The following is a 24,125-nucleotide window of genomic DNA, read 5'->3' on the forward strand; positions in this document are numbered from 1 at the left end:
CCTATCTTTTAAACCTTGCTGTAATAAAAGCCTTTGCTGCCCATACCACATCGTCCATCCTCAGGATCAGAACTATGGTCAAGTAAACTAAGACTCCGGCCAATACGGAAACCCCCAGGTCCAGGGCCTGATACACCAGGGCTCGTGGAACGAACACATTACTCATCATGCCGTATACGTTGTGTACCGCGGCGCTCATGACGGCACATGCCGCTATGGATTTTACAAAACTCATCAGAATCCTTCGGCCACCCAAAGGGCCGATTTTTCTCCGCAAGCTGTAAAAGAGCATGGCGGTACCCGCCAGCGCGGAAATACTGGTAGCCAGGGCAAGACCTCCCAGACCCATAAATTTTACCAGTATGAGGTTCAATACTACGTTTATCCCCACAGCTACGGCCCCGTTGACCATGGGAGTGGCCGTATCCCTGAGGGAATAAAAGGCCCTGCTCAAAACGTCCCTGAGCCCGAAACCCACCATGCCTGCGGAGAAATAAAGCAGCGCTGTAGCCGTCATGAAGGTGGCTCTAGAGTCGAAGGCTCCCCTTTCAAACAGGAACCTGACTATCGGTACCCTTAGAACCATGGCGCCGGCACTCAATGGCATGACTATGGCGATCACAAAACCCAGAGCCCGCCCCAGAGTCCTCTTGAATCCCTCCATATCGCCCTCGGCCGAGAGGCGCGAGAGCGAAGGATAAATGACGGTGGCCACCGAAAGGGTGAATATGCCGTAGACGAAACCGTTCAGGCGGCTGGCAAAGTTCAGCGCCGCTATGGTTCCCTCCTCCAAGCTCGATGCCAGCATCCTGTCCACCAGCACGTTCAACTGACTCACCCCCGTCCCAAGGACGACGGGTATGATCAGAATGCCCATGCGCTTCAGGTCTTCGTCGGCAAAATCGATCCCGGGGGTGAATTTAAACCCTTTTTTCACGGCGGCCGGCAACTGAATCAGCACCTGGAAAGCAGCTGCAACCACCGTAGCGACCACGAGACCCCAAATACCCAGAACCTCGCTGAAAAGCAGCGCCGAAATTATTATAACGTTATAAGGTATTCCTATAACGGCTGGAACGGTAAACTCGCGGTTGGACTGAAGGTAGCCGGTCAATACGTTGGCCAGAGCCACGAAGGCACTCATAAACATAGTAATCCGGGTGAAGGCCGCCGCCATTTCCAGAGTCTCCCCGGAAAACCCCATGGCCACCAGCTTTACCAGCAATCTTGAGAAAACAGCGCCGAAAAGGCTGAACATAAGGGAAACGATCAGTATGACGTTGAAAAGATTTCCAGCAAAGCCTACGGCCCTCTCCCTGCCCTTTTTCGCTTCGATCTCCGAATATACCGGGATAAAAGAAGTTGAAAGGGCTCCGGCCACCGTGGCAAAAAGAACCGCTGGAACCGTGAGAGAGACCAGATATGCGTCCGTGACGCTGGTTGCACCGAATTTAGAACCTATTAAGAGTTCCCGAAAAAATCCCAGTATCTTGCTCAAAAGTGTAGCAATCATTATTACGGCGGCGGCTCGAGCCGCCGCCGTAGAACTCCTGCCCGCTTCAGTCAACTACATCTACTCCTTATGGAAAACCAGCGATGCAGCACCTATTGTGCCCACATCCGTTCCCAGCTTTGCCTTCATCACCTCAAGATTCTCTACATTAGCCGGGAGAGCCCTGGTTTTCATAACTTCGACCATCGTAGAATAAAACATGTCCCAGGCGTGGGTAAGTCCGCCGCCGATTGCGATGCGCTCGGGATTATAGGCGTTTACCACATTTGCCAGCCCCACCCCCAGGTAAAAGCCCTCTTTTTCCACCAGTTCCCTGGCAAACTCGTCCCCTTCTTTGGCAGCAGCGAAAACGTGCTCGGCTCTTACCTCATCCTGTCCGGCAAGATCAGTTATCCTGGTCTTTCTGCCCGATAAAATGCCTTCCCTGGCGAACCTCGCCAGTGCGGTGCCGGAAGCATACGCTTCCCAGCAGCCCGAGTTCCCGCAGCCGCATACAGGACCTTCGAAATTTATCGTCACATGGCCCACTTCCGCGGCGTTTCCATCGCCACCCTTAAAAATCCTGCCGCCGGTGATGACGCCCCCTCCTATACCGGTGCTGATGGTTATGTAAATAAAGTTTTTTACGCCTTTCCCGGCACCGAAGAGGTTTTCCGCAATCGCCGCTGCGTTGGCGTCGTTTTCCATGATGACGGGAATATTGAACTCCTCTTTCATGATCGAAAGCAGCGGTATATCCTTCCACCCCGGAAGGTTGGGCGGGTTTTTGACGAGCCCCCTTTTGGCGTCCATCGGGCCGGGCACTCCTATGCCTATGCCCGCTATGTCGGACAAAGACAAATCAATCCTTTTGAGGATCTCGTAAACGCTCTGCTTCATCCGCATGATAATCTTTTGCGGACCCTCCTTTGCAAGGGTGGGAAGCTCGATCTTCTCAAGGAGGTTTCCGTCATCGTCCATGGCACAGGTGGCGATTTTAGTGCCGCCCAGGTCAATACCCACTGCTATTTTTTTCATTTAATTCTCCTCCCGTTCAACCGGTGTTTTTATCATATTTTTCCGCTGCAGCCCAGAACGTTTCTCATCTTGTGCCTTACGATTTTCTTGATTGCTTCCCGGGCTTCGCCCAGGTATTTTCTCGGGTCGAATTCCGACGGGTTTTCAGAAAAATACCTGCGAATAGTGGCGGTCATGGCCAGCCTCAAGTCGGTGTCTATGTTTATCTTGCAAACCCCCATGGAAGCGGCCTTCCTCAACATGTCTTCCGGCACACCCTGGGCTCCGGGAATATTTCCTCCGTACCTGTTACATATTTCTACGTACTCGGGCAGCACTGATGAAGCACCGTGGAGCACCAATGGGAACCCGGGCAGTTTCTCCGTTATCTTTTTGAGCCTTTCAAAATCCAGATACGCTTCACCCTTGAATTTATAAGCCCCGTGACTGGTTCCGATGGCTACAGCCAGGGAATCGACCCCGGTCCTCTCGACGAATTCCAGGGCCTGGTCAGGATCCGTAAAAGTAGCTTCCCGGTCGCTCACCTTTACATTGTCCTCTACTCCCGCCAGCCTGCCCAGCTCGCCTTCCACCACCACACCTCTCTCGTGGGCGTATTCGACCACTCTCCTGGTGAGGGCGATATTCTCCTCAAAGGGCAGCCTGGAACCGTCAATCATTACAGAAGTAAAGCCGTCGTCTATACAGGCTTTACATATTTCAAAATCCTCGCCGTGGTCCAGGTGAAGCACTATCGGAATACCCGTATCCTCCACGGCCGCTTCCACCAGCTTTTTAAGATAAATGGGCCTCGCATACTTCCTTGCCCCGGCGGAAACCTGAAGGATGAGCGGCGCCTTTTCTTCCCTGGCGGCCTCAACTATCCCCTGAATGATCTCCATGTTGTTTACATTGAAAGCACCTATTGCATACCCGCCTTCGTAAGCTTTTTTGAACATTTCCCTGGATGTTACAAGCGGCATGTAGTTCCCCTCCAGCAAAAATTTTCTATAAAATTATATAACAAAATTCAAAAAAAGTATATCCGCCCGGGCGTTTGAAAGTGATATAATTTAAATCACAGAGCATTTCGGGAGGTCGTCTTATAATGCCATCCCATGAAAACATAAAACCGAAGACGGAGGCCATTTTGGCCGGTTTAATCGATGATAAATCCTGCGATGAAACCCTCGAAGAACTGGCGCTGCTTTCAGAAACGGCCGGAGCAAAAGTCTTAGCAAAGGTGACCCAGAAGCGCGCAAGCAAAGACCCCGCCTATTACCTGGGTATGGGCAAAGCTCGGGAAATAGCGGAATTGGTAGAGGGCCTGGGAGCCAATGCGGTTATTTTCGATGACGACCTGACACCGGTTCAGATTCGAAACCTGGAAAACCTTATCGGAGTTCAGATAATAGACAGAACCACTCTGGTGCTGGATATTTTTGCTCAGAGGGCTAGATCCTTAGAAGGCAAGATCCAGGTGGAACTGGCCCAGCTCCAGCACATGCTGCCCAGGCTCACAGGCAAAGGCGTCGAGCTTTCCAGAGAAGGCGGAGGTATCGGCACGAGGGGCCCCGGCGAGACAAAGTTGGAAACGGACCGGAGGCACATCAGGCGCAGAATCACCCATTTAAAAAAAGAATTGGAAAGAATTAGGAAAAATAGAAAGCTGCTGAGAAGTTCCAGAAAATACCCGGTCATAAGTCTTGTCGGCTATACCAATGCAGGAAAATCCACACTGATGAATGCCCTTACGGGAGCCGGGGTTTCCAGCAATGACAGGCTTTTTGACACCCTGGACCCGACCACGAGGGCGCTCCTACTTCCCGACGGTCGAAGGGTGCTTTTATCGGATACAGTTGGATTCATACGAAAACTCCCCCACGAAATAGTGGAAGCCTTCAAAGCCACCCTGGAAGAAGTGAAGGAAGCAGACCTGCTGATACACGTGGTCGATGCTTCCAGCCCAAAGGCGGACGAGGAAATATCAACCGTAAAGTCGGTGCTGAAGGAAATAGGAGCCGAAAACATTCCGACCATACTGGCTCTGAATAAAATAGACAGGGTAAACCACCGTGAACTCATAACCGGTGAAGAGAACGTGGTGGAGATTTCAGCCCTCTGCGGAACCAACCTCGACATATTGCGGGAAAAAATATGCCAATTGCTTCCCCAGACCCGCGAGCACGCATTGCTGTGCATCCCTTACGAATACGGATTCCTGCTCGATGAAATTCATGAAACGAGTCTCGTGGAAAGGGAGGAATTTAAACAGGATGGAATAGAAATCGAAGGCAAGATCGATACTATATTATTGAGGAGAATAAAAAAGTACCTGTCGGAAAAAAACGCCTGCAGTTAAAATGGTCTTGACTTATACACACAAATGTGCTAAAATATGTTTTGCGAGTTGTTGCGGGATGGTGTAACGGTAGCACTCATGACTCTGGATCATGCTGTCCAGGTTCGAATCCTGGTCCCGCAGCCATGGCCCTATCGTCTAGTGGTCCAGGACGCCGCCCTCTCACGGCGGAAACCGGGGTTCGAGTCCCCGTAGGGCTACCATAGAAAAGAAAACTATCCAGACTCTACAGATAGAGTCTGGATTATTTTTTATATCCCACTAGAACTGGAGAATAGCCGACATCAAAGTGCGGGAGTAAATTTACTCAAGAATAAAGAAAAGGGAGCGACAAATTGGGAAAAAAGAATTTTTTTAATCCCAAGCGTAAGGATAAAGTTAAGTTCTTCTATGAAGAGGAAGAAGAACTTAACCAACGAGATTTCCCATTAGTAAGGCAAAGGCTCCTAGAACACAGCTTGAGTAAGAATTACGATGATGCAAGAAAAGAATGGGACCTATCGATATAATAGGCGAAGATGTAGAAGATTTTACAGACCGGTGTGAGCTATGTAATCAAATGGAAACTGGGAAAAAAGCCGGTCACTGGAGCAGTATCTTTATTGTCTAAAAAAAATAATTTTTGCATCGGTTTTTACCCTAGACAGACTAAAAATATTACCAACATAACCTAAAATCCATACTTCATTGCAATGTAGGTACCTATGAGGCGCACTCCCGCAACTTTTTTTGACAGACCATATAAAGTCTTTTCCACAAACATATGTTATTTTAACAACTTCTAAGTAATATAACAAATCTGTATGTCCTTCCATGAATTGCAAAGGCAAAAAGAAAAACAAAAAGCTGAAAAATGATATAATTATAATGAAAGGGGGTAGCGGCGTCATGACCAAAACAGCCAAAGTAGCTATAAGCACATCTGTTCTTCTCTGGGCTCTAGAGAGATCGGGTAGAGCTTCTGTAGTAAAGCGGAAGTTTCCTAAATTATCCCAGTGGCTACGCGGGGAAAGTATGCCTACTTTGAAACAGTTAGAAGACTTAGCAAAGGCGACATATACTCCGCTTGGTTATTTCTTTCTTCCAGAGCCACCAGTGGAGCAACTTCCCGTCCCCTATTTTCGCACCATCAATAATCAACCTATGCGCCCATTTAGCCCCGAACTCATTGATACTGTTCAGATGATGAAACTGCGCCAATATTGGATGCGTGATTATCTTATCGAAGAAGGACAAGAACCTCTATCTTTTGTCAACTCTGCAAAACTTGAAGATGATCCTCGTCAAGTGGCTCGAAATATAAGAAACACATTAGGACTTGAAGAAGAATGGGCAGCAAGCCAGCGTAATTGGACTGAAGCATTACGAAAATTGCAAATCAAGATGGAAGATATAGGTATAATTGTGGTTGTTAATAGTATTGTAGGAAATAATACACGTCGTAAACTTAATCCGACTGAATTTCGAGGTTTTGTTCTGATAGATGAATATGCGCCCTTAGTATTTGTAAATGGTGCTGACGGTAAAGCTGCTCAGATGTTTACTCTAGCACATGAATTGGCTCACGTATGGTTCGGTATTAGTGCAGCATTTGATCTAAGGGATCTTCAACCTGCTGATGATGAAACTGAAAAAATTTGTAATATTGTTGCAGCAGAGTTTTTGGTTCCCGAGCATAAATTTCATGAAGTTTGGATTCACGTTTCTGATGAATCTGAACCTTTTCAGTTACTTGCTCGCCATTTTAAGGTTAGTGAACTGGTTGTTGCCCGTAGAGCCCTTGACTTAGGATATATTACAAAAGAAGAATTTATCGAATTTTATAAGGACTATCAAGCTAAAGAGCGCCTTGTCACTCAAGACAGTGAAGGGGGTAACTTCTACGCAATCCAAAATATGCGCGTTGGCCGGCGTTTTGCAAAAGCTGTGGTATGTGCTGTTAGAGAGGGCAAACTTCTCTATAACGATGCCTATCGACTTACAGGGCTTTATGGGAAAGCTTTTGAACGATATGCAGAGATACTTGGATTTGGAGGTTTATTATGACCAATAACTCTGTATACGTTTTGGATGCTAATATTTTTATACATGCAGCACGATTCTACTATGCTTTTGACATTGCGCCGGCCTTTTGGAATGCTTTGGTTACACATGCTCAGAGCGGACGTGTGATTACTATTGATCAAGTAATGAAAGAAATAGAACGAGGAAAAGATGATCTAGCGAAATGGATAAAGAATACGTTTCAAACTTGGTGTAAACCGACCACAGAAACTGACGTCATTGAAGCCTATAGGGATATTATCAAATGGGTATCCAATCAGAACCAGTTTTATGAAGAGGCTAAAAAAGAATTTGCCAACGTTGCAGATGGTTGGTTGATTGCGTATGCAAAGGCCAAGGGATTCGTGGTAGTTACACATGAACAATTAAAATCAGAAAAAAAGAATAAAGTTCAAATTCCGAATGTTTGTAATGCATTCAATGTTCCTTATACAAATACATTTGAAATGCTCCGTAGATTAGGTGTTCAGTTTCGTTGAAATTTCGTTAAAAATGTAAATATTTATAAGTACTCATTAATATGAATATTATCAATATCTATCAATTAAAGGTGGTTTTCTTGCATCTGCTTATTACCGAAAAGCTAATAGATTTTTACATAAGTATCAAGTAAAAGATTTTCCATCGAAGAATTAATTAATTTCCCCCATGCTCTCCACCTTGCGTGAGATGTTTCTTTCTTCGCAGTTGTTTTTTCAGCAGGAATTCCCGCCTTTCAATCCATCTTTTACATGAGATGACTTCCCGGCTGGAAAGTTAAAATATGCGTTGATCAAGAAAAACGCCGTCGCGGCAGCAATACCGCAGACGATAAAGGCTGTCTCAATGGAAACGTCCGCAGCCCGGCCCACGATGAGGTTTATGACAGCGCATATTACGTTGATTATCATAGAGTAGATCGATAAAAAGGTAGCCCTGTCGGTGGTGGTTATGGATCTATTTTGTATATCCAGCAATATCGGCCGGGACAGTGAATAACTTGCTCCTATAACTGCGATGAAAACAACGCTGACAGCAGGATGACTCGTGCGGGAAAGGATAAAACAACTGGCGGCAATGGCGCCGAACAGCAGCTTCATAGCCATCCCCTGGCCCAACTTCCCGGTAATGGTGTATGTTTTTGCCGAAAACACCGGCGAAAGCTGCATCCCTGCCATGATTATGCCGAAGTACTTTGGGTCAATGCCGCTTTTCATATATTGAACCTGATTTAAAAAGACCGTCGCGGAGTGGTTGACCTGGGTAACCAGCGCCGCGGCTATGACGAGCAGCAACATCCGCAAGTCTCTAAACGCACTTTTGAGGCTGGATAAAAGGACCGGTTTATTTCCGGTTCTGCGCCCGGTCTCCTGAAGGAACAACGTCAATACCCATGCAATCGCGTAAGGAAAAATAGTAAGTAGAGCGGCCATGTCCATCGATACCCCGACTACGGCGGTGGATACCATCGATGCCAGGAAAAATCCCAGCGTAGCAGCCGTCTCGTATCTCCCGAAATATTTTTCCGACTGCTCTTTATCGATAGAATCATAAAGCAATGCAATATCGCACCCCGAAATGCCGGAGATCGAAAGGGCGAGGATTATCCTCTCCAGCAAGAATAACTCGAAAGAGCCTGCCTTGTAGAAAATTATCTTGGACAAGAAAAACAAAAAGTTGGAAATTACCAGGGTCAGCTTGTAACCAAACCTATCAGCAAACCATCCCCAGGGAATTTCCAACATTATCATCAATACCAGTGAAACCGATTCGATTAAAAATATATCATACATTGAAAGTCCCCTAGCCTGCCTGTACACGGTGGCTATGGGCCCGTAAAATACGAATCCCTGGAGAAATACGATGGCGCACATTAAAAAGTAATTTCGCCTATTCATTTGATGTACACCTCCTGAAAATTGCATGCCGAAAAGACCTCCCGCAGGAGGCCTTTAGAACCTGCAAAATTGTGGTGTACATCAAATCAGCGCCATGGTACCTCTCCTTAAAAAAGCTTATCGATTAAATTATATAACAACAAAATTTTTTAAGCTATACTTTTTATATAATAAATTCCTTTTTCACTGCTCCAGGTTCTCATCTTTCTGCGGCTGCGAATCTGCCTTCATTTTTTTCTTTTCCGCCATCTGCCTCAGCCGGCAGAAGGAACAGACTTCGGCGGTGGTCACCTGGCCGCAGATGCTGCACTCGCGCAGGTCCGGAGTTTCGGAGCAGGCTTCAAAATTTTTTCTTCCTTTCTTCAAAAAGTTGGTAAGAAACCGCTGCTTGGTACCGGGACTCGCCTCTTCCAGTTTATTCAGCACTTCCTTATACAGTATGGAACTGGCGCCCAGCGCATGAGGGCATTCTTCATGGATGAAACTGATGCCGTTGAATAATACATACGCCAGGTTTTCCCTTTCCGTCAGGGTAAACAGGGGTTTTACCTTCTTTACCAGTTTGGGGTGGGTACTGGGAAGCACCGGCGATTGCCGGGCCAGGTACCCTTCCTGCCAGCTCAGCACGTTTCCGAGAAGAGTAGCTGCCTCGTCGTCCAGGTTGTGTCCGGTGGCCACCACGTCGAATCCTTCGTCCAGAGCCACTTTGTTGAAAAGGTACCTTTTTATCGTGCCGCATAGGGAACAGGTGCTGCGGCGGATTTCCCGGGCTAACCATGGGATGTTTAAGCCGTACTCTTTTTCGATGTTCTTTACTATCAGGGGAGCCTCATGTTCTTCAGAAAACCGCTCGACGACCTCCTGGGACCTTTCCGAATAGTCGCCTATTCCCAGGTTAATATACATGGCAGTGACGTCGTAACCCTCTTTTAGCAATATGTGCCATAGGGCCATGCTGTCCTTCCCGCCGGATACTACGACCAGCACCCGATCTTTGGGGCCGAACATCTTTTCCCGCCTTATATTCCGGCGCACCTGTTCCGAGTAGTAAACCTGAAAGCAATCGCTGCAGAAAGCCGCGTTGTGTCTTTTCAGGTATATTTCCGCCTTATCACCGCAGCGGCGGCAGCGCATACAACATCCCCTCCTTTATCCTCCGGATATCGCAGAGAGCACTTCAACCACGTCGTCCTCCTTGAGCGCTTCGTCGGGCGTGAGCATTTTCCCGTCCCTGAGCACCAGGTGGGATTCCAGGCTGAATTTGAGCTCTTCGGCCAGCTGTCTTACCGTCTTTATACCCTTAACTTCTACTTCTCTCTTGAAAGGCATTCGAAAAATAACCTTCATGGTAATTTCCTCCCGTCAGGTTACATTTTCCGTCTTTTTAATAGGTGCCGTCGAGGGCACCCATTAATAAGTTAATATTAGACAACCGCCATGTCAAGCGAGAACTTAAAAAAGCACCTTAGCCGGTGCTTTGTAGTCATCTATTGTACTCCTTGAAGGCCTTTTCCATTTCCCGCTCGGCGTCCCTGCGCTTGATATCCTCCCTTTTATCGTATAGGGTCTTACCCTTGGCCACTGCCAGCTCAACCTTTACCAGGCCCCTTTCGTTCAAATACACCCTCAGGGGCACCAGGGTAACACCTTTCTCCTTCACCAGTCCGTAGAGCCGGTCTATCTCCCGGCGGTGCATGAGCAGCTTTCGGGGCCTCAGCGGGTCCTTGTTGAATATATTTCCCTTCTCGTAAGGGCTTATGTGCATATTGTAAAGGTACAGTTCTCCTTTTTCAACCCGGGCGAAACTGTCCTTTAAATTGGCCTTACCTTCCCTTAAGGACTTTACCTCGGTGCCGGCCAGCACTATACCCGCCTCATAAGTCTCTATTATGTGGTAGTCGTGGCGGGCTTTCCGGTTGGTAACCAGGTCCCGGGATTTTTTTTCCCGCATAATACCCCCCCTAATCCAGTTTCTCCTCAAGGGCAAAGTCTATTTGCCTGTCATTTTTATTCACCTTGATGACCTTTACCTTTACCCTATTGCCTATCCTGAAAACTTTGTTCGTCCGCTCCCCCCTAAGGGTGATGGTTTTATCGTCAAAGTGGTAGAAATCGTCTTCCAGGGTGCTTACGTGAACCAGGCCTTCCACGGTATTTTCCAGCTCCACAAAAAACCCGAAGGGGGTCACGCTGGAAATGATTCCAGGATAAACCTTGCCTATTCTCCCGGCCATATACTCGGCCATTTTCAGCTCTACCGTTTCCCTTTCGGCTTCTTCGGCAATGCGCTCCCTTTCGGAAGAATGTTTTGCAATCCTGCCCAGCACTTCGTTCAACTGTTCCTGGCGCTTTTCGTCCAGCTTTCCCACCAGCTGATCCCTGAGAATACGGTGTATTATCAGGTCGGGATAGCGGCGGATGGGTGACGTGAAATGGGTGTAATAGTGGGCGGCAAGGCCGAAGTGCCCCAGGTTTTCCTCGCTGTAGCGCGCCCTTTTCAGGGACCTCAGGAGAACCGTGTTCACCACCCGCTCTTCCGGTTTTCCCTTGACTGCCTCAATGATCTGCTGTAATGCCTTGGGCTTGATGTTTTTCACGCCCTTTATGGAATACCCCAGGTTGTAAAGAAATTCCTGCAGGGCGTATATCTTTTCCCTATCGGGCAGTTCGTGTACCCTGTAGACAAATGGAACTTTTAGCCAGTACATATGCTCGGCTATGACCTCATTGGCCGCCAGCATGAATTCCTCAATGATCCTTTCTCCAACGCCCCTTCTCTCTCTCACTATGTCCAAAGGCCGTCCGTCTTCGTCGAGTATCACCTTTGCCTCCTCGAAATTGAAATCCAGGCTGCCCCGCTCAAAACGCTTCCTGGTCAATTTTGCCGCCAGTTCCGCCATGAGCTTGAAGTCATCTACCAAATATTCGTACCGCTTTATGGTCTCTTTGTCGTTATCCTCAAGTATTTTGTTCACGGCCGTATAGGTCATCCGTTCGCAGGTCTTTATGATGCTGGGAGTTATTTGATAGCTTTTTACATGGGCCTTATCGTCGAAATCGATTATTACGCTCATGGTGAGGCGGGGCACCCTGGGGTTGAGGCTACAGATGCCGTTGGAGAGCTTGGGAGGCAGCATCGGTATTACCCTGTCCACCAGGTACACGCTGCATCCTCTCTTCATGGCCTCTATATCAAGGGGCGTCTTCTCCTTTACGTAGTAACTCACATCGGCGATGTGCACACCCAGCCTGTAGCCGCCGGGGATGCGCCGGACCGATACCGCGTCATCCAGGTCCTTGGCGTCCTCTCCGTCTATGGTTACTATTTTCTCGTCTCTGAGGTCAAGCCTCCCTGCCAGGTCCTCATCGGTGATTTCATCTGGTATTTGTTCGGCCTGCCGGAGCACTTTTTCAGGGAATTCCAGGGGTAGGTTGTACTTTTTTATAACTGACAGTATGTCTACACCCGGCTCGTCCTCGTAACCCAGTATCTCGATAACGCGGCCTTCGGGGTTGCGCCGGCCCTCGGGCCATTTCGTTATACCGACCACGACCTTCTGTCCCGATTTTGCCCCGGCCATTTCATCTTTGGGTATGAAGATATCGTAATAAAACCTTTTATCATCGGGGGTTACGAAGGCAAAGTGTTTCCCGCGTTCCAGGGTCCCTACGATCCGGGTGGATGCCCTCTTGAGTATCCGGACAACTTCACCTTCGACTCTGCCGCCCGTGGGCTTAAATATAGAGCGCACTATGACCCTGTCCCCGTGGACCGCGCCATTGAGGTTTTCAAGCCCGATGTATATATCCTCGATGTCGGGGTTGTCAGGGATCAAGAAAGCGTATCCCTTCGGGTTGCCCTCCAGCCGCCCCACCACCAGGTTCATCCGTTCGGGCACCCCGTACCTTCCCTTCCGGTTTTTAACGACAAGGCCTTCCTTTTCCATGAACTGGAGGGTTTTCAGCAGCTGGTCCGCATCCCTCAGCTCCAGGTCCAGAGCCGTAAAGATCTCTGCCTCGGTCATGGGCCTGTACCCTTCGCTTTTCATCAGGTCAAGGATTCTTTCTTTTAGATCCATAATCTCCTCCCTGAATCAAATTATAGCCCCAGTTCTTCGTGAATCTCCTGCATGGCTTCCAGAGCCATCGAAATGAACTCCTCCAGGCTAAGTTTCAGCTCCGAACAGGTAGCTATTTTTTCGCGGCTTGCACCCCTTGCAAAAGATTTTTCGTAAAAGCGGTTTATTACAAACTGGGTATCTATGGCCGAAAGCTTTTTTTCCGGATGAATCAGGGCGGAGGCAACGATGAGCCCGGTTAAAGGGTCGACGGCAAACATGGCCTTTGAAAGAAGGGTGTTTCGCTCTATGCCGTGCGCTTCGTTGTGCGCTTCTATGGCGTGGGCCACTTCTTCGTCGAGCCCCCATTCCCTAGCCATCTGCCCGCCCACCAGGCTGTGCTTTGAAAGGTCGTCCTTTACCCGGTCAAAGTCCACATCGTGCAAGAGGCCCGTGAGGCCCCACTTTTCCTCATCCTCGCCGAAGTGCCTGGCAAGCCTCCTCATTACCGCCTCGGCGGCGATCATGTGCTTTACCAGGTTTTTGTTGGAGACGTTTTTCTTTACCAGTTCCAGAGCTTCATCTCTGGTCAAAAAAACCACTCCTTCATAGTTTTTCCCAGTCTTTTTGCATTTATTGTACCCCTTAATATAAATTTTGGCAAGTTTCCGGGGTACTGCCTTCCGCTGAGTCCTATATCAAAAGCCATATACCAACTGCGGCAAGAATCCCCATGAATCCTCCAAAGTAAAAGGGCGCCGATGCTCCAAAAGCATTCCACAGGGCTCCCGCTATGAGCGAGGCGGGTAAAAGGCCGATGCCCACTAAAGTGGCATGAAGCCCTATCATAGTACCCCTTACGTTTTCCGGGGCTATATCGGATATAAAGGCCTTCTCCACGCCTTCTGTAAAAGCCGTGTAAAGTCCGTAAGCGGCAAAAAGCACCCATATGGAAACGGGCGTGCTTGCCAGGGCGAATCCGAAGTATACAAAACCGTAAATCAGATATCCCGCCACTATCATGACCTTCCTGCCTATGCGGTCGGATATAGCTCCCGCTGGATAGGATACGATGTTATACACCAGGTTGTATGTAAGGTAAAGCAGCAGTATTGTTTTTGCGTCGAATCCCACGTTTTTGGCTTTAAGGAGCAGGAACTGGTTTGATGAATTGCCAAGGTTGAATACGAACATCAGGATCAGGAAGGATTTCAACCGGCGGTCCAGAGCGTTCCAGTTGAGGGATGGCCATTCTTTCCTCTCTTCGACCACCCCCTTTTCCCGCACGAAAAATAAAGCAAGGACGCCTATAAACGCTGGAACCAGGGAATAGAGGAATATCTGGCGGAAATCAACATGTGCCCTGGTTAAGAAGTAATAGGCCAGCAGCACTCCTATCGCCGCTCCAAGGGTATCCATAGTCCTGTGAAGCCCAAAAGCCCTGCCTCGGGCACCCTCGGAAGACGATTCGGATATTAGGGCGTCGCGAGGGGCGGTTCTGATGCCCTTGCCGAACCTGTCGACCACCCGCCCTGCCAGTACCACCGGCCAGGAAGCGGCTGTATAAAGGAAAATCTTTCCCAAGGTGGAAGCGGCGTACCCTGCTATAGCAAAGGGCTTGCGGAGGCTTGCCCTGTCGGAAAAATACCCCGAAAACACTTTAAGCAAACACGCCAGGCTCTCGGCAATTCCCTCGATGGTGCCGACGACCAGCGGGGTGGCTCCCAGCCTGGTGGTGAGGAAGATGGGCAGCAATGGATAAACCATTTCGCTGCTGATGTCGGTGAGAAGGCTCGTGATGCCGAGCAGGATTATATTAAACATACCTCGATCCCTCCATCCTGTAGTCAAACTTTCTCCGCACTCTTCCCGCATCAAGGGGTTAAGGCAATCTCAAATACATTGTAGCATATTTATTTCTTATTAAAGCAGTACCTTGATTTATCAAACATAACGGGATTAAAATTTTTAAGTGGAGGTGATCAGTTTTGGAATGCACTCTAACAAAAAATAAAATCATCTGTACGTGCACCTATGAGCCCTGTTCCCGCAAGGGCCGCTGCTGTGAGTGCCTGCACTACCACAGGAGAAACGGTGAACTCCCGGCCTGTTATTTTTCCAGCGAAACCGAAAAGACTTACGACAGGTCTATCGAGAGATTTATAAGAGATTATGAGGGCAAATTCTGATGCTGGGCTTGAACCCGGCATCTATCTTTTTACATGAAAAAACCGGGGTTCTAATCCCCGGTTAGTTTAAATCATCAACAAGCGGCTCGTAGAATCCTTTCGGATGGTCGCAGGCCGGACACTTTTCGGGAGCCTCGGTGCCGTCGTATATATATCCGCAATTCCGGCAACGCCACTTTATGGGCGTCGGTCGTTTGAAAAGCGTACCTTCCTGCAGTCTGGCAAGCAGCTTGCGGTACCTGGCTTCGTGGGCAGCTTCCACCTCCGCCACCCTCTCAAAGTGCTCGGCGATTTCGATGAATCCTTCTTCTCTTGCGACTTTTGCGAATTCCTTGTACATTGTAGTCCACTCGTAGTTCTCACCGCTGGCAGCCTCTTCCAGGTTTTTCGCCGTATCACCGATCAAGCCCAGGTATTTAGCCCAAACTTTCGCATGTTCCTTTTCATTTTCCGCCGTTTCCAGGAAAATGGCGGCAATCTGATCATATCCTTCCTTCTTTGCTACTGATGCGAAGTAAGTATACTTATTGCGTGCCTGAGATTCACCGGCAAATGCTTCCATCAGATTTTTTTCCGTTCTGGTGCCTTTTAAGTTCATTATCGTATGACCCCCTTATTAGTAATAATTGCTATTTACATTATATTATTATACTACATTTTCTCATATTTTCCTGCGAGTGATAAAAAAAAATTTCAGCAATAGTTGTTGAATACGGCATTGGGGTTGTTTAACCTATATTCTCGGAATTACCCGAACTCCCTTTTATTTCGCTGTTTGTAACGAAAAATTTCATTATCTCCAGCGGGAGGGGGAATATTATAGTGGAATTTCTCTCCACCGCTATTTCGGTCAGGGTTTGAAGCTGCCTCAGTTGCAAAGCGCCGGCGTTTCGCGAGATTATGCTGGCCGCTTCCGAAAGTTTTTCCGCAGCCTGAAGTTCACCTTCGGCTCTTATTATCTTAGCCCGACGTTCCCTCTCCGCCTCAGCCTGTTTGGCCATAGCCCTCTTCATCTCTTCCGGCAGCTCTATGGACTTTATCTCCGTGGCGGTAACTTTCACGCCCCACGGATCTGTCGCCCTGTCCAGTTCCTCCCTCAGCATCTCGTTTAGTTCCTGCCTCTTCGCCAGAATATCATCCAGGTCATACTTCCCGAGGATTGCCCTTAAAATAGTCTGTGCGAGCAGGCTGGTGGCGTTAAAGTAGTTCTGCACCTTCAGCACTGCAAGCTCCGGCTGGAATACGTTGAAGTAGACCACCGCGTCGATCATCACCGGTATGTTGTCTTTTGTGATTATCTCCTGCCTCGGCACGTCTATCGTAGCGGTCCTCAGATCGACCACCAGCAGGCGGTCTATCCCGAAAGGCATGATTACGTTAATTCCCGGGCCTACCACGTATGCAAATTTACCGAACCTGAGCAGCACCCCCCTCTGGTACTCGTTGACGACCCTTATCGTATTTGCCATCAGCGATACCAGAACAATTAGGAGCACCAAAGATATTACGGGATTTCCTCCCAGAACCGAAGCAAGGAGAATTATGGCCGATATAGCCGAGACAAAAGCGATCACCGACGTCCTCTTTGAATTTACAGCAAAACCTATCCAGAGCACTACGAGCAGCACTTCGAGCAGCACTATTACAAAATTGGCGGTTCTAAAAAGATTTTCAACCCGATAAAAACCGAAATCCATAAAAAAGCCTCCCCTTAGATATTCATTTTTTATTATATATTCTTTTTTTAATTCATGCTATATTTTATATTCTATATTTTATATTTACCTCTTTACTATATCATCTTTCCCCAGCATATTAAAAACACAACCTTATTTTTCAAAGCGCCCTATCCAAGTAACATTTATTTTTTCTATATTAGTATATCCGATTTTACGCCATAATTTATCGCTAGGAGGGGCTTTTTTACGAAAAGCCCGCCAAAAGCAGCAAAAATCGGCGGTATTATACTGCTTTCAGCGCCTGTATTTGGGAGGCTCGATTTCATATAAATTATTGCCTTCGGAATCGATTATCACGATCGCCGGAAAATCTTCCACGTAAAAGCGGTGGATGGCTTCCGTGCCCAGGTCCTCAAAGGCCACTACTTCAACTTTTTTTATACTTCGCGATATCAAAGCTGCGGCTCCGCCCACGGCGCCGAAGTAAACGGCGCCGTATTTCTTCATGGCTTCTATAACTTCCGCCGATCTGATGCCCTTCCCTATCATACCTTTTAGGCCCCTTTCCAGCAGCGGTACCGTATAGGGATCCATCCTGCCGCTGGTAGTGGGTCCTGCAGGCCCCGCCGCATAACCGGGCTTTGCAGGGGCCGGCCCGACGTAGTAAATTATCTGGCCGTTTAAATTCACCGGGAGGTCCTTGCCCTCTTTCATCAGTTGGACCAGCCTCTTGTGGGCTGCATCCCTGGCAGTATAGATCACCCCGCTTATAAGCACGCTGTCACCCGCCTTCAGTATCTTCAACTGTTCAGAAGTAACAGGAGTATTGATTCTAATAGCATCACCCATGCTTTATTCCCCCTTAAATCGTGGCTTGCGCGTGGCGATAGGCATGGCAGCTTATATTTACAGCCACGGGCAGGCCTGCTATATGGGTCGGGAAATACTCAATGTTCACGGCCAACGCTGTCGTCCTTCCACCAAGACCACCGGGACCTATACCTGACGAGTTTATCAGGTTGAGGATTTCACTTTCAAGCTGGGCATACCTTTCGTCCGGGTGGCGCCGGTCCAAAGGCCTTGTTAGAGCTTTTTTCGCAAGCAAGGCGGCTTTTTCCATGGTGCCTCCGATCCCCACTCCCACTACTACCGGCGGGCAGGGATTTGGACCTGCTTTCAGCACGCTGCCCACCACGAAATCCTTTACGCCTTTTACTCCTTCAGCGGGAGTCAGCATCTTTATAGAGCTCATGTTTTCGCTGCCGAACCCCTTGGGAACGGCGATGAATTTTATTCTGTCCCCCTTCACAATCTCCAGGTGTACGACGGCCGGCGTGTTGTCCCCGGTGTTTTTCCTATCGAAGAGGGGATCATCCACCACCGACTTTCTGAGGTAGCCCTGCTCGTAAGCTTCCCTTACTCCGGCGTTCACAGCTTCATTGAAGTCGTCGCCGGCTATGCGCACGTCCTGCCCCAGCTCCACGAATAGCACCGCCATCCCGGTGTCCTGGCATAGGGCTATTCGTTCCCTAGCCGCAATCTCGGCGTTTTGGATGATCTGGTCCAGCACGGATTTTCCGATCGGCGACTCCTCTTTTTTCTTTGCCTCTTTAAATTTACACACTAGATCTTCGCCGGCAAAGTAATTGGCCTTCATAAAGAGGTCTTTCACGGTTTCCTTAATTAATTCGGCTCTAATCTCCCTCATCAAAGATTTCGCACCTCACTAAGCATCGATTCTCTCAGCTGCTCCGCGTCAACGGCAATCCGGGCTATCCCGGAATTCATCGCGGCTTTCGCCACCTCGCAGGCAACATAAGCGGCCACCCTCCTGTCTAAGGCCGAAGGTATGCAGCAATCGGGTGACAGTTATTCAGGAGCCACCAGCGATGCAATGGCGTGGGCGGCTGCCAGCTTCATCTCTTCGTTTATGTCTTTAGCCCTCACCTCAAGGGCTCCCCTGAAAATCCCCGGGAAGGCCAGAACGTTGTTTATCTGGTTGGGAAAGTCGGACCTGCCCGTTCCCACCACCTTGGCTCCACCGGCCTTAGCCTCATCGGGGAAAATTTCCGGCACCGGGTTGGCCATGGCAAACACCACCGGGTCCTTCGCCATACTTGCCACCATATCCCGCGTCACCACACCCGCGGCGGACACGCCTATGAATACATCGCTGCCCTCCATTGCCTCCTTCAAATCCCCTTTAATACCGCTTCTGTTGGTGATCCGGGCCAGCTCTTCCTTGCTCCAGTCCATACCTTCTCTGCCCAGGTAAATCACGCCCCTGCGGTCGCATACAACCACATCGCCAGCTCCGGCCCTCAAAAGCAGCTTCGCTATAGCTACCCCCGCCGCTCCGGCACCATTTATAACAAAACGCACTTTCGCCATATCCTTGCCCACTATCTTCAGGGCGTTGAGCACACCCGCCAGCACTACGATGGCCGTGCCGTGCTGGTCATCGTGAAAAACCGGTATGTCCAGTTCCTGTTTAAGCCGCCTTTCGATCTCGAAACAGCGGGGCGCTGAAATATCTTCCAGATTTATGCCGCCGAAGGTTGGGGCAATGTTTTTAACGGCACCCACGATCTCGTCCACATCCTGGGTGGCAAGGCATATGGGGAAGGCGTCTACTCCGGCAAAGGTCTTAAATAAAAGAGCTTTCCCTTCCATTACCGGCATACCGGCTTCGGGGCCGATGTTGCCAAGGCCGAGCACGGCGGAGCCATCGGTCACGACGGCCACAACACGTCCCTTGCACGTATACCTGTAAACCAGTTCCCGATTCTGCTTTATCTCTTTACACGGTTCGGCAACTCCCGGGGTGTACGCCAGGCTTAAATGCCTGAAATCCCTCAGCGGAACCTTCGATACAACCTCGATCTTCCCGCGGTTTTCCTCATGGAGCTTGAGGGCTTCTTCTCTTAAATTCACGTTACACACCTCACAGTAAGTCTAAAGTTCATCCTTTTTCGGTTTCTCTTATACTTTCATATTACCATTTTGAACCCGCCATGTCATGCTCATCGTAAAAAAGCCGCCCCAAAATGGAGCGGCTTTTATTAACCCCCGTACAGCGAAAGCAACACGCCTGCTGCTATGGCAGACCCTATGACGCCAGCTACATTGGGACCCATGGCGTGCATCAGTATAAAGTTGCCGGGCATCTCTTCCTGGGCCACTTTCTGAGACACTCGGGCAGCCATGGGTACCGCCGACACTCCGGCAGAGCCTATTAAGGGGTTTACCTTGCCGCCGGTCAAAAGATACATCAGCTTGCCGAAAAGCACTCCGCCCGCAGTGCCAAACGCAAAGGCTATCATACCGAGAATTATAATTTGTATAGTCTGGATCCTTAAGAATTTATCGGCGCTGGCGGTGGCTCCTACGGTAAGTCCTATAAATATGGTTATTATGTTTATCAATTCGTTCTGGGCGGTCTTGGTGAGCCTATCTACTACGCCGCATTCTCTGAAGAGGTTGCCCAGCATGAGGCAGCCGATGAGCGCCGTGGCGGGGGGCACTAAAAAGCTTGCAAGAACCGTTACTATTATCGGGAATATTATTTTTTCGGTCTTTGATACGGGCCTTAATTGTTCCATCACTACGGTGCGCTCTTTTTTGGTGGTCAGAAGGCGCATTATGGGGGGCTGTATTACGGGCACCAGGGCCATGTAGGAGTATGCGGCTATCGCCACGGCACCGAGAAGGTGAGGGGCGAGTTTGCTTGTCAGGAATATGGCCGTGGGGCCGTCGGCTCCGCCTATTATGCCTATGGAAGCGGCTTCTTTTACGTCAAACCCCAAAAGTGTTGCCCCCAGGAATGTAGCGAAAATACCTAGCTGGGCTGCGGCTCCCAAAAGGAGACTTTTCGGGTTTGCTATTAAGGGGCCGAAGTCGGTCATGGCGCCAACCCCCAGGAATATGAGGGGCGGGAATACGCCGAGTTTCACTCCCTGGTATATCCAGTATAAAAATCCGCCCGGTTCCATGAGGCCCGCCACGGGTATGTTGGCAAGAAGCACGCCAAAGCTTATGGGCACTAAAAGCAGCGGCTCGTATTTTTTTACTATTGCAAGATACATGAGCACAAAGGCTATGATTATCATTATGAGCTGGGGCAGCGTGACGTTAAAGTAGCCGGTGGATTCAATAAAGTTTATTATCTGGTCGAGCAATTTGTTTCTCCTCCCTGCTTTTTGGTTTTATTCCATTACAGCCAAAATATCACCGGTATTGACGGAAGCCCCTTCGCTTACTTCTATGGAAAGAACGGTGCCGTCCTGGGGTGCGAGGATTTCGTTTTCCATTTTCATGGCTTCAAGGATCATTATTACCTGGCCTTTTTTGACACTCGAGCCCGGTTTTGCCTTTATCGAAAGAATTGTGCCGGGCATTGGGGCGTTTACGGTGAGTTTTCCGGCAGCAGCGGCTTTTTTAGGTGCCTTTGCAGGGGTTGGTGCCGCTTTGGGGGCTTCGGCTTTGGGCGCCGGAGCCGCTTCTTTCTTGGGAGCAGGGGCCTTTATTTCTTCACCTCCTATTTCTTCCACTTCAACTTCGTAGACTTTTTCGTTTACCGTGATCCTGTATTTTTTCATGGTATTTCCCCTTTCTTTTGATTTTTACTCCATTGGATTCAGCCTTGATTCCATACCCCAGATTGGGGTCGTTTGATGGATTCTCCTAATTAACCCTATTTTTATCCGGTCAGCGGGTTTTTGAAGGTATGCCGAAAGAGCGGCCGTTATGACGGCCACAAGTTCCTCTTCGCCTTCTTCTGTTTCTTCCTTAATCACCATTTCTTCCTGTGCCGGGCCTGACAGGTTTTCGGGTTCATTTTTGTCAGGCCTGTTAAATACGATCCGCATGAGGTCCAATAGAAGAGACAGCACGTATAGTGAGACGAGGGTTATTCCCATACCGAGCACGCCGGTCCTCAGGGATTCCACAAGGTCTTTTGCAAGTTCGCTCATTTTTTTCATCCCCCTTTCTTTTAGACGGGCATGTTGCCGTGTTTCTTGGCGGGCCGCTTTTCTCTTTTTGTCGCCAGCATTTCAAGAGCGCTTATTAGCTTTACTCTGGTTGTGGAGGGTTCTATTACGTCGTCGATGTAGCCTCTTTTGGCGGCTTGATACGGTGTTGCGAATTTATTCCGGTATTCTTCGATCTTCTCTTTCCTGGTGGCAGCAGGATCTTTAGACTGTTCGATTTCTTTTCTGAATATGATGTTGGCCGCTCCTTCAGGGCCCATTACGGCTATTTCGGCGGTAGGCCAGGCAAATACCTGGTCGGCTCCCAGGTGTTTGGAGCACATGGCTATATACGCTCCGCCGTAGGCCTTCCTCACTATCACCGTTATCTTGGGCACGGTTGCTTCGGAGTAGGCGTAAAGGAGTTTTGCGCCGTGCCTTATGATGCCGTTGTGCTCCTGCGTTACACCGGGCAGATAACCCGGAGTGTCGGTGAAGGTTATTATGGGGACGTTGAAGGCATCGCAAAAGCGCACGAATCTTGCGGCTTTGTCGGAGGCGTTTATGTCGAGGCAGCCTGCAAGGACTTTGGGCTGGTTGGCCAGGATACCCACGCTTCTGCCGTTAATTCTCGCAAAGCCGGTTATCATGTTCTGAGCAAAGTGAGGCTGCACTTCGAAGAAGTCGCCGCCGTCCACTATCTTTTTGATGACTTCTTTCATGTCGTAGGGTCTGTTGGGGTCTGCTGGCACAAGACTGTTCAATTCTTCTATTATTTTAAAGGCTTCGTCTTTGGGTTCGACATACGGTGGGTCTTCCAGGTTGTTCGACGGTATATATGAGAGCAGTTTCTTTATGCTCTCGATGCACTCTTCTTCGTTTGCCGCTAAAAAGTGGGCAACGCCGCTTTTTGTGTTGTGAGCAAGGCCGCCACCCAGTTCTTCGGGGCTCACTTCTTCGCCAGTTACGGCTTTTATTACCTGGGGGCCGGTTATGAACATTTTGCTTATGCCGTCCACCATGAATATGAAGTCGGTGAGGGCCGGAGAATATACGGCGCCGCCGGCGCAGGGCCCAAGAATTACCGATATCTGGGGTATGACGCCGGATGCTATGGTGTTCCTGTAGAATATGTCGCCGTAGCCTTTTAAGGCGTCGACGCCTTCCTGGATCCTGGCTCCCCCTGAGTCGTTGAGGCCTATGACGGGAGCACCCATTTTCATGGCCATGTCCATTATTTTGCATATTTTTGCGGCATGCATTTCTCCTAAGGAACCGCCTATTACGGTGAAGTCCTGGGCAAAGACAAATACGAGTCTTCCGTTTACGGTGCCGTAGCCGGTGACGACTCCCTCGCCCGGTGCTTTCGTATCTGCCATGTCAAACTCTATGCAGCGGTGTTCTACAAAAGCGTCGATTTCTACAAAGCTTCCTTCATCCAGGAGTTTTTCGATCCTCTCCCGGGCGGTGAGTTTACCGCTCTCGTGCTGTTTTTTTATCTTACCCTCGCCGCCACCGAGCTGGACTTCATTTCTCTTTTTCCTCAGTATCTCGAGTTTTTGCTCCATGGTCTCCATTTGCCCTTTCACTCTCCTTTATCTCTCGCAAAGTTCTATGAGCACGCCTTTCGTAGCTTTGGGATGGATGAAGGCGATTTTCGCTCCCCCTGCACCGTATCTGGGTTTTTCATCGATTAGCCTTACACCCTTTTGCTTGAGCTCTTCCAGAGCTTTTTCAATATCGTCCACCCGGAAGGCTATGTGCTGTATCCCCTCGCCGTTTTTCTCTATGAACCGTGCGATAGGGCCTTCGGGGTCGGTGGATTCAAGAAGTTCCACTTCGCTTTCTCCTACCGGTATGAAGGCTACTTTTACTTTCTGCTCCGCCACCTCTTCCACGCCGTGCATTTCAAGCCCTAAAAGTTCGGTGTATATTTTCGACGCCTCTTCTATGCTCTTTACGGCTACACCTATGTGGTCTATTTTCAGGGTCTTCATTGCTTTTTACCTCCCGCGCTCAGTTTGTTTTTTATAAACTCCACTATTTGAGAAATAGGTGTGCCCGGGGTAAATATCTCTGCTATGCCGCACTCCTTCAGGTAAGGAATGTCATCGTGGGGTATTACACCTCCGCCAACTACCAGGATATCATCGGCTCCCTTTTCCCTCAAAAGTTCTATTACCCTGGGGAAGAGCACGTTGTGGGCTCCGGACAGTATCGAAAGCCCTATTACGTCTACGTCTTCCTGGATGGCGGCTTCTACTATCTGTTCAGGAGTCTGGCGAAGTCCGGTGTAGATTACTTCCATCCCCGCGTCTCTCAAAGCCCTGGCTATTACTTTTGCTCCACGGTCATGGCCGTCAAGGCCCGGTTTTGCTATCAATACTCTTATCGTCTTTGTTTCCTGCATTTTTTTC

The 24,125-nt window shown here is 49.1% G+C and carries 24 protein-coding genes, 2 tRNA genes and 1 pseudogene; 6 read left to right on the forward strand and 21 right to left on the reverse strand.

The genetic code is table 11. The features are described from left to right. Position 1: 1 nt before the first annotated feature. The 3 genes from murJ to fba are packed head-to-tail and all read right to left on the reverse strand — an operon-like array spanning position 2 to position 3,492. On the reverse strand, positions 2–1,567 hold the full coding sequence (gene murJ / locus TOCE_RS09110; protein ID WP_013276561.1) for a murein biosynthesis integral membrane protein MurJ: 1,566 nt from the start codon (positions 1,565–1,567) through the stop codon (positions 2–4). A 6-nt stretch (positions 1,568–1,573) separates the two neighbouring features. Then, the gene (locus TOCE_RS09115) at positions 1,574–2,530 is read right to left on the reverse strand and encodes an ROK family protein (RefSeq protein WP_013276562.1); all 957 of its coding nucleotides are present in this window, start codon (positions 2,528–2,530) and stop codon (positions 1,574–1,576) included. A gap of 32 nt (positions 2,531–2,562) precedes the next feature. After that, positions 2,563–3,492, reverse strand: coding sequence for a class II fructose-1,6-bisphosphate aldolase (fba, locus tag TOCE_RS09120; RefSeq protein ID WP_013276563.1), 930 nt, complete (start codon positions 3,490–3,492; stop codon positions 2,563–2,565). Positions 3,493–3,617: 125 nt separating this feature from the next. Here fba and hflX point away from each other — a divergent pair, with 125 nt between their 5' ends. The 5 genes from hflX to TOCE_RS09145 all read left to right on the forward strand — a co-directional run bounded on the left by hflX (position 3,618) and on the right by TOCE_RS09145 (position 7,414). Continuing rightward, on the forward strand, positions 3,618–4,871 hold the full coding sequence (hflX, locus tag TOCE_RS09125) for a GTPase HflX (RefSeq protein WP_013276564.1): 1,254 nt from the start codon (positions 3,618–3,620) through the stop codon (positions 4,869–4,871). Between the two features lie 52 nt (positions 4,872–4,923). Beyond that, a tRNA-Gln gene (locus TOCE_RS09130) sits at positions 4,924–4,997 on the forward strand. A 1-nt stretch (position 4,998) separates the two neighbouring features. Next, positions 4,999–5,074, forward strand: a tRNA-Glu gene (locus TOCE_RS09135). 685 nt (positions 5,075–5,759) lie between these two features. Beyond that, a complete protein-coding gene (locus TOCE_RS09140; protein WP_013276566.1) occupies positions 5,760–6,917 on the forward strand; it encodes an ImmA/IrrE family metallo-endopeptidase in 1,158 nt (385 codons plus the stop codon). Continuing rightward, positions 6,914–7,414, forward strand: coding sequence for a DUF4411 family protein (locus TOCE_RS09145; RefSeq protein ID WP_013276567.1), 501 nt, complete (start codon positions 6,914–6,916; stop codon positions 7,412–7,414). Before TOCE_RS09140 ends, TOCE_RS09145 begins: the two co-directional genes overlap by 4 nt. Positions 7,415–7,630: 216 nt before the next feature. On the opposite strand, the gene TOCE_RS09150 is transcribed toward TOCE_RS09145, so the two are convergent. The 7 genes from TOCE_RS09150 to TOCE_RS09180 form a co-directional block, all read right to left on the reverse strand. Then, positions 7,631–8,812, reverse strand: a complete 1,182-nt coding sequence (locus TOCE_RS09150) for an MFS transporter (RefSeq protein ID WP_013276568.1) — start codon at positions 8,810–8,812, stop codon at positions 7,631–7,633. Positions 8,813–8,995: 183 nt separating this feature from the next. Further along, positions 8,996–9,946 carry a PP-loop family protein gene (locus TOCE_RS09155; RefSeq protein ID WP_013276569.1) on the reverse strand — a complete coding sequence of 317 codons (951 nt, stop codon included), beginning with the start codon at positions 9,944–9,946 and terminating at the stop codon, positions 8,996–8,998. A 15-nt stretch (positions 9,947–9,961) separates the two neighbouring features. Beyond that, complete coding sequence (locus tag TOCE_RS09160) at positions 9,962–10,159, reverse strand: MoaD/ThiS family protein (protein ID WP_013276570.1); 198 nt, start codon at positions 10,157–10,159, stop codon at positions 9,962–9,964. 136 nt (positions 10,160–10,295) lie between these two features. Further along, positions 10,296–10,763: an SsrA-binding protein SmpB gene (gene smpB, locus TOCE_RS09165; protein WP_013276571.1), complete on the reverse strand. Its 468-nt coding sequence runs from the start codon at positions 10,761–10,763 to the stop codon at positions 10,296–10,298. A 10-nt stretch (positions 10,764–10,773) separates the two neighbouring features. Further along, a complete protein-coding gene (gene rnr, locus TOCE_RS09170; RefSeq protein WP_013276572.1) occupies positions 10,774–12,891 on the reverse strand; it encodes a ribonuclease R in 2,118 nt (705 codons plus the stop codon). A gap of 20 nt (positions 12,892–12,911) precedes the next feature. After that, complete coding sequence (locus TOCE_RS09175) at positions 12,912–13,463, reverse strand: HD domain-containing protein (RefSeq protein WP_013276573.1); 552 nt, start codon at positions 13,461–13,463, stop codon at positions 12,912–12,914. A 100-nt stretch (positions 13,464–13,563) separates the two neighbouring features. Then, a complete protein-coding gene (locus TOCE_RS09180; protein ID WP_013276574.1) occupies positions 13,564–14,694 on the reverse strand; it encodes an MFS transporter in 1,131 nt (376 codons plus the stop codon). A gap of 164 nt (positions 14,695–14,858) precedes the next feature. Between TOCE_RS09180 and TOCE_RS09185 the strand changes: the two genes are divergently transcribed. Beyond that, complete coding sequence (locus TOCE_RS09185; RefSeq protein ID WP_013276575.1) at positions 14,859–15,059, forward strand: DUF6485 family protein; 201 nt, start codon at positions 14,859–14,861, stop codon at positions 15,057–15,059. 61 nt (positions 15,060–15,120) lie between these two features. Here TOCE_RS09185 and rbr read toward each other — a convergent pair whose 3' ends face one another. From rbr to icmB, 11 genes and pseudogenes are all read right to left on the reverse strand, one after another. After that, positions 15,121–15,657, reverse strand: coding sequence for a rubrerythrin (rbr, locus tag TOCE_RS09190; RefSeq protein ID WP_013276576.1), 537 nt, complete (start codon positions 15,655–15,657; stop codon positions 15,121–15,123). A 130-nt stretch (positions 15,658–15,787) separates the two neighbouring features. After that, complete coding sequence (locus tag TOCE_RS09195; RefSeq protein ID WP_013276577.1) at positions 15,788–16,756, reverse strand: slipin family protein; 969 nt, start codon at positions 16,754–16,756, stop codon at positions 15,788–15,790. A gap of 276 nt (positions 16,757–17,032) precedes the next feature. Then, on the reverse strand, positions 17,033–17,587 hold the full coding sequence (locus TOCE_RS09200) for a Fe-S-containing hydro-lyase (protein ID WP_013276578.1): 555 nt from the start codon (positions 17,585–17,587) through the stop codon (positions 17,033–17,035). A 13-nt stretch (positions 17,588–17,600) separates the two neighbouring features. Further along, positions 17,601–18,446: a fumarate hydratase gene (locus TOCE_RS09205; RefSeq protein WP_041424220.1), complete on the reverse strand. Its 846-nt coding sequence runs from the start codon at positions 18,444–18,446 to the stop codon at positions 17,601–17,603. Beyond that, positions 18,446–19,672, reverse strand: a pseudogene (locus tag TOCE_RS09210) (NAD(P)-dependent malic enzyme). Before TOCE_RS09210 ends, TOCE_RS09205 begins: the two are co-directional and overlap by 1 nt. Positions 19,673–19,800: 128 nt before the next feature. Next, positions 19,801–20,916, reverse strand: a complete 1,116-nt coding sequence (locus TOCE_RS09215; protein ID WP_013276581.1) for a sodium ion-translocating decarboxylase subunit beta — start codon at positions 20,914–20,916, stop codon at positions 19,801–19,803. Between the two features lie 27 nt (positions 20,917–20,943). Further along, entirely contained in the window at positions 20,944–21,336 is a 393-nt protein-coding gene (locus TOCE_RS09220) for a biotin/lipoyl-containing protein (RefSeq protein ID WP_013276582.1), read from the reverse strand. Between the two features lie 24 nt (positions 21,337–21,360). Beyond that, the gene (locus tag TOCE_RS09225) at positions 21,361–21,711 is read right to left on the reverse strand and encodes an OadG family transporter subunit (RefSeq protein WP_013276583.1); all 351 of its coding nucleotides are present in this window, start codon (positions 21,709–21,711) and stop codon (positions 21,361–21,363) included. Between the two features lie 20 nt (positions 21,712–21,731). After that, positions 21,732–23,285: an acyl-CoA carboxylase subunit beta gene (locus tag TOCE_RS09230; RefSeq protein ID WP_013275993.1), complete on the reverse strand. Its 1,554-nt coding sequence runs from the start codon at positions 23,283–23,285 to the stop codon at positions 21,732–21,734. A gap of 18 nt (positions 23,286–23,303) precedes the next feature. Continuing rightward, positions 23,304–23,705, reverse strand: a complete 402-nt coding sequence (gene mce / locus TOCE_RS09235) for a methylmalonyl-CoA epimerase (protein ID WP_013276584.1) — start codon at positions 23,703–23,705, stop codon at positions 23,304–23,306. Further along, entirely contained in the window at positions 23,702–24,118 is a 417-nt protein-coding gene (gene icmB, locus TOCE_RS09240; RefSeq protein ID WP_013276585.1) for a coenzyme B12-dependent isobutyryl CoA mutase small subunit, read from the reverse strand. The genes mce and icmB overlap by 4 nt, the downstream gene beginning before the upstream one ends. Between the last annotated feature and the right edge of the window lie 7 nt (positions 24,119–24,125).

Origin of the sequence: Thermosediminibacter oceani DSM 16646 (assembly GCF_000144645.1) — a bacterium.
Lineage (GTDB): Bacteria > Bacillota > Thermosediminibacteria > Thermosediminibacterales > Thermosediminibacteraceae > Thermosediminibacter > Thermosediminibacter oceani.

Excerpts from the sequence above, each read along its gene's own strand:
- TOCE_RS09115 (WP_013276562.1), bottom strand. The coding sequence starts at position 2,530 with ATGAAAAAAATAGCAGTGGGTATTGACCTGGGCGGCACTAAAATCGCC.
- fba (WP_013276563.1), bottom strand. The coding sequence starts at position 3,492 with ATGCCGCTTGTAACATCCAGGGAAATGTTCAAAAAAGCTTACGAAGGC.
- hflX (WP_013276564.1), top strand. The coding sequence starts at position 3,618 with ATGCCATCCCATGAAAACATAAAACCGAAGACGGAGGCCATTTTGGCC.
- TOCE_RS09140 (WP_013276566.1), top strand. The coding sequence starts at position 5,760 with ATGACCAAAACAGCCAAAGTAGCTATAAGCACATCTGTTCTTCTCTGG.
- TOCE_RS09145 (WP_013276567.1), top strand. The coding sequence starts at position 6,914 with ATGACCAATAACTCTGTATACGTTTTGGATGCTAATATTTTTATACAT.
- TOCE_RS09150 (WP_013276568.1), bottom strand. The coding sequence starts at position 8,812 with ATGAATAGGCGAAATTACTTTTTAATGTGCGCCATCGTATTTCTCCAG.
- TOCE_RS09155 (WP_013276569.1), bottom strand. The coding sequence starts at position 9,946 with ATGCGCTGCCGCCGCTGCGGTGATAAGGCGGAAATATACCTGAAAAGA.
- TOCE_RS09160 (WP_013276570.1), bottom strand. The coding sequence starts at position 10,159 with ATGAAGGTTATTTTTCGAATGCCTTTCAAGAGAGAAGTAGAAGTTAAG.
- smpB (WP_013276571.1), bottom strand. The coding sequence starts at position 10,763 with ATGCGGGAAAAAAAATCCCGGGACCTGGTTACCAACCGGAAAGCCCGC.
- rnr (WP_013276572.1), bottom strand. The coding sequence starts at position 12,891 with ATGGATCTAAAAGAAAGAATCCTTGACCTGATGAAAAGCGAAGGGTAC.
- TOCE_RS09180 (WP_013276574.1), bottom strand. The coding sequence starts at position 14,694 with ATGTTTAATATAATCCTGCTCGGCATCACGAGCCTTCTCACCGACATC.
- rbr (WP_013276576.1), bottom strand. The coding sequence starts at position 15,657 with ATGAACTTAAAAGGCACCAGAACGGAAAAAAATCTGATGGAAGCATTT.
- TOCE_RS09195 (WP_013276577.1), bottom strand. The coding sequence starts at position 16,756 with ATGGATTTCGGTTTTTATCGGGTTGAAAATCTTTTTAGAACCGCCAAT.
- TOCE_RS09200 (WP_013276578.1), bottom strand. The coding sequence starts at position 17,587 with ATGGGTGATGCTATTAGAATCAATACTCCTGTTACTTCTGAACAGTTG.
- TOCE_RS09205 (WP_041424220.1), bottom strand. The coding sequence starts at position 18,446 with ATGAGGGAGATTAGAGCCGAATTAATTAAGGAAACCGTGAAAGACCTC.
- TOCE_RS09220 (WP_013276582.1), bottom strand. The coding sequence starts at position 21,336 with ATGAAAAAATACAGGATCACGGTAAACGAAAAAGTCTACGAAGTTGAA.
- TOCE_RS09225 (WP_013276583.1), bottom strand. The coding sequence starts at position 21,711 with ATGAGCGAACTTGCAAAAGACCTTGTGGAATCCCTGAGGACCGGCGTG.
- TOCE_RS09230 (WP_013275993.1), bottom strand. The coding sequence starts at position 23,285 with ATGGAGACCATGGAGCAAAAACTCGAGATACTGAGGAAAAAGAGAAAT.
- mce (WP_013276584.1), bottom strand. The coding sequence starts at position 23,705 with ATGAAGACCCTGAAAATAGACCACATAGGTGTAGCCGTAAAGAGCATA.
- icmB (WP_013276585.1), bottom strand. The coding sequence starts at position 24,118 with ATGCAGGAAACAAAGACGATAAGAGTATTGATAGCAAAACCGGGCCTT.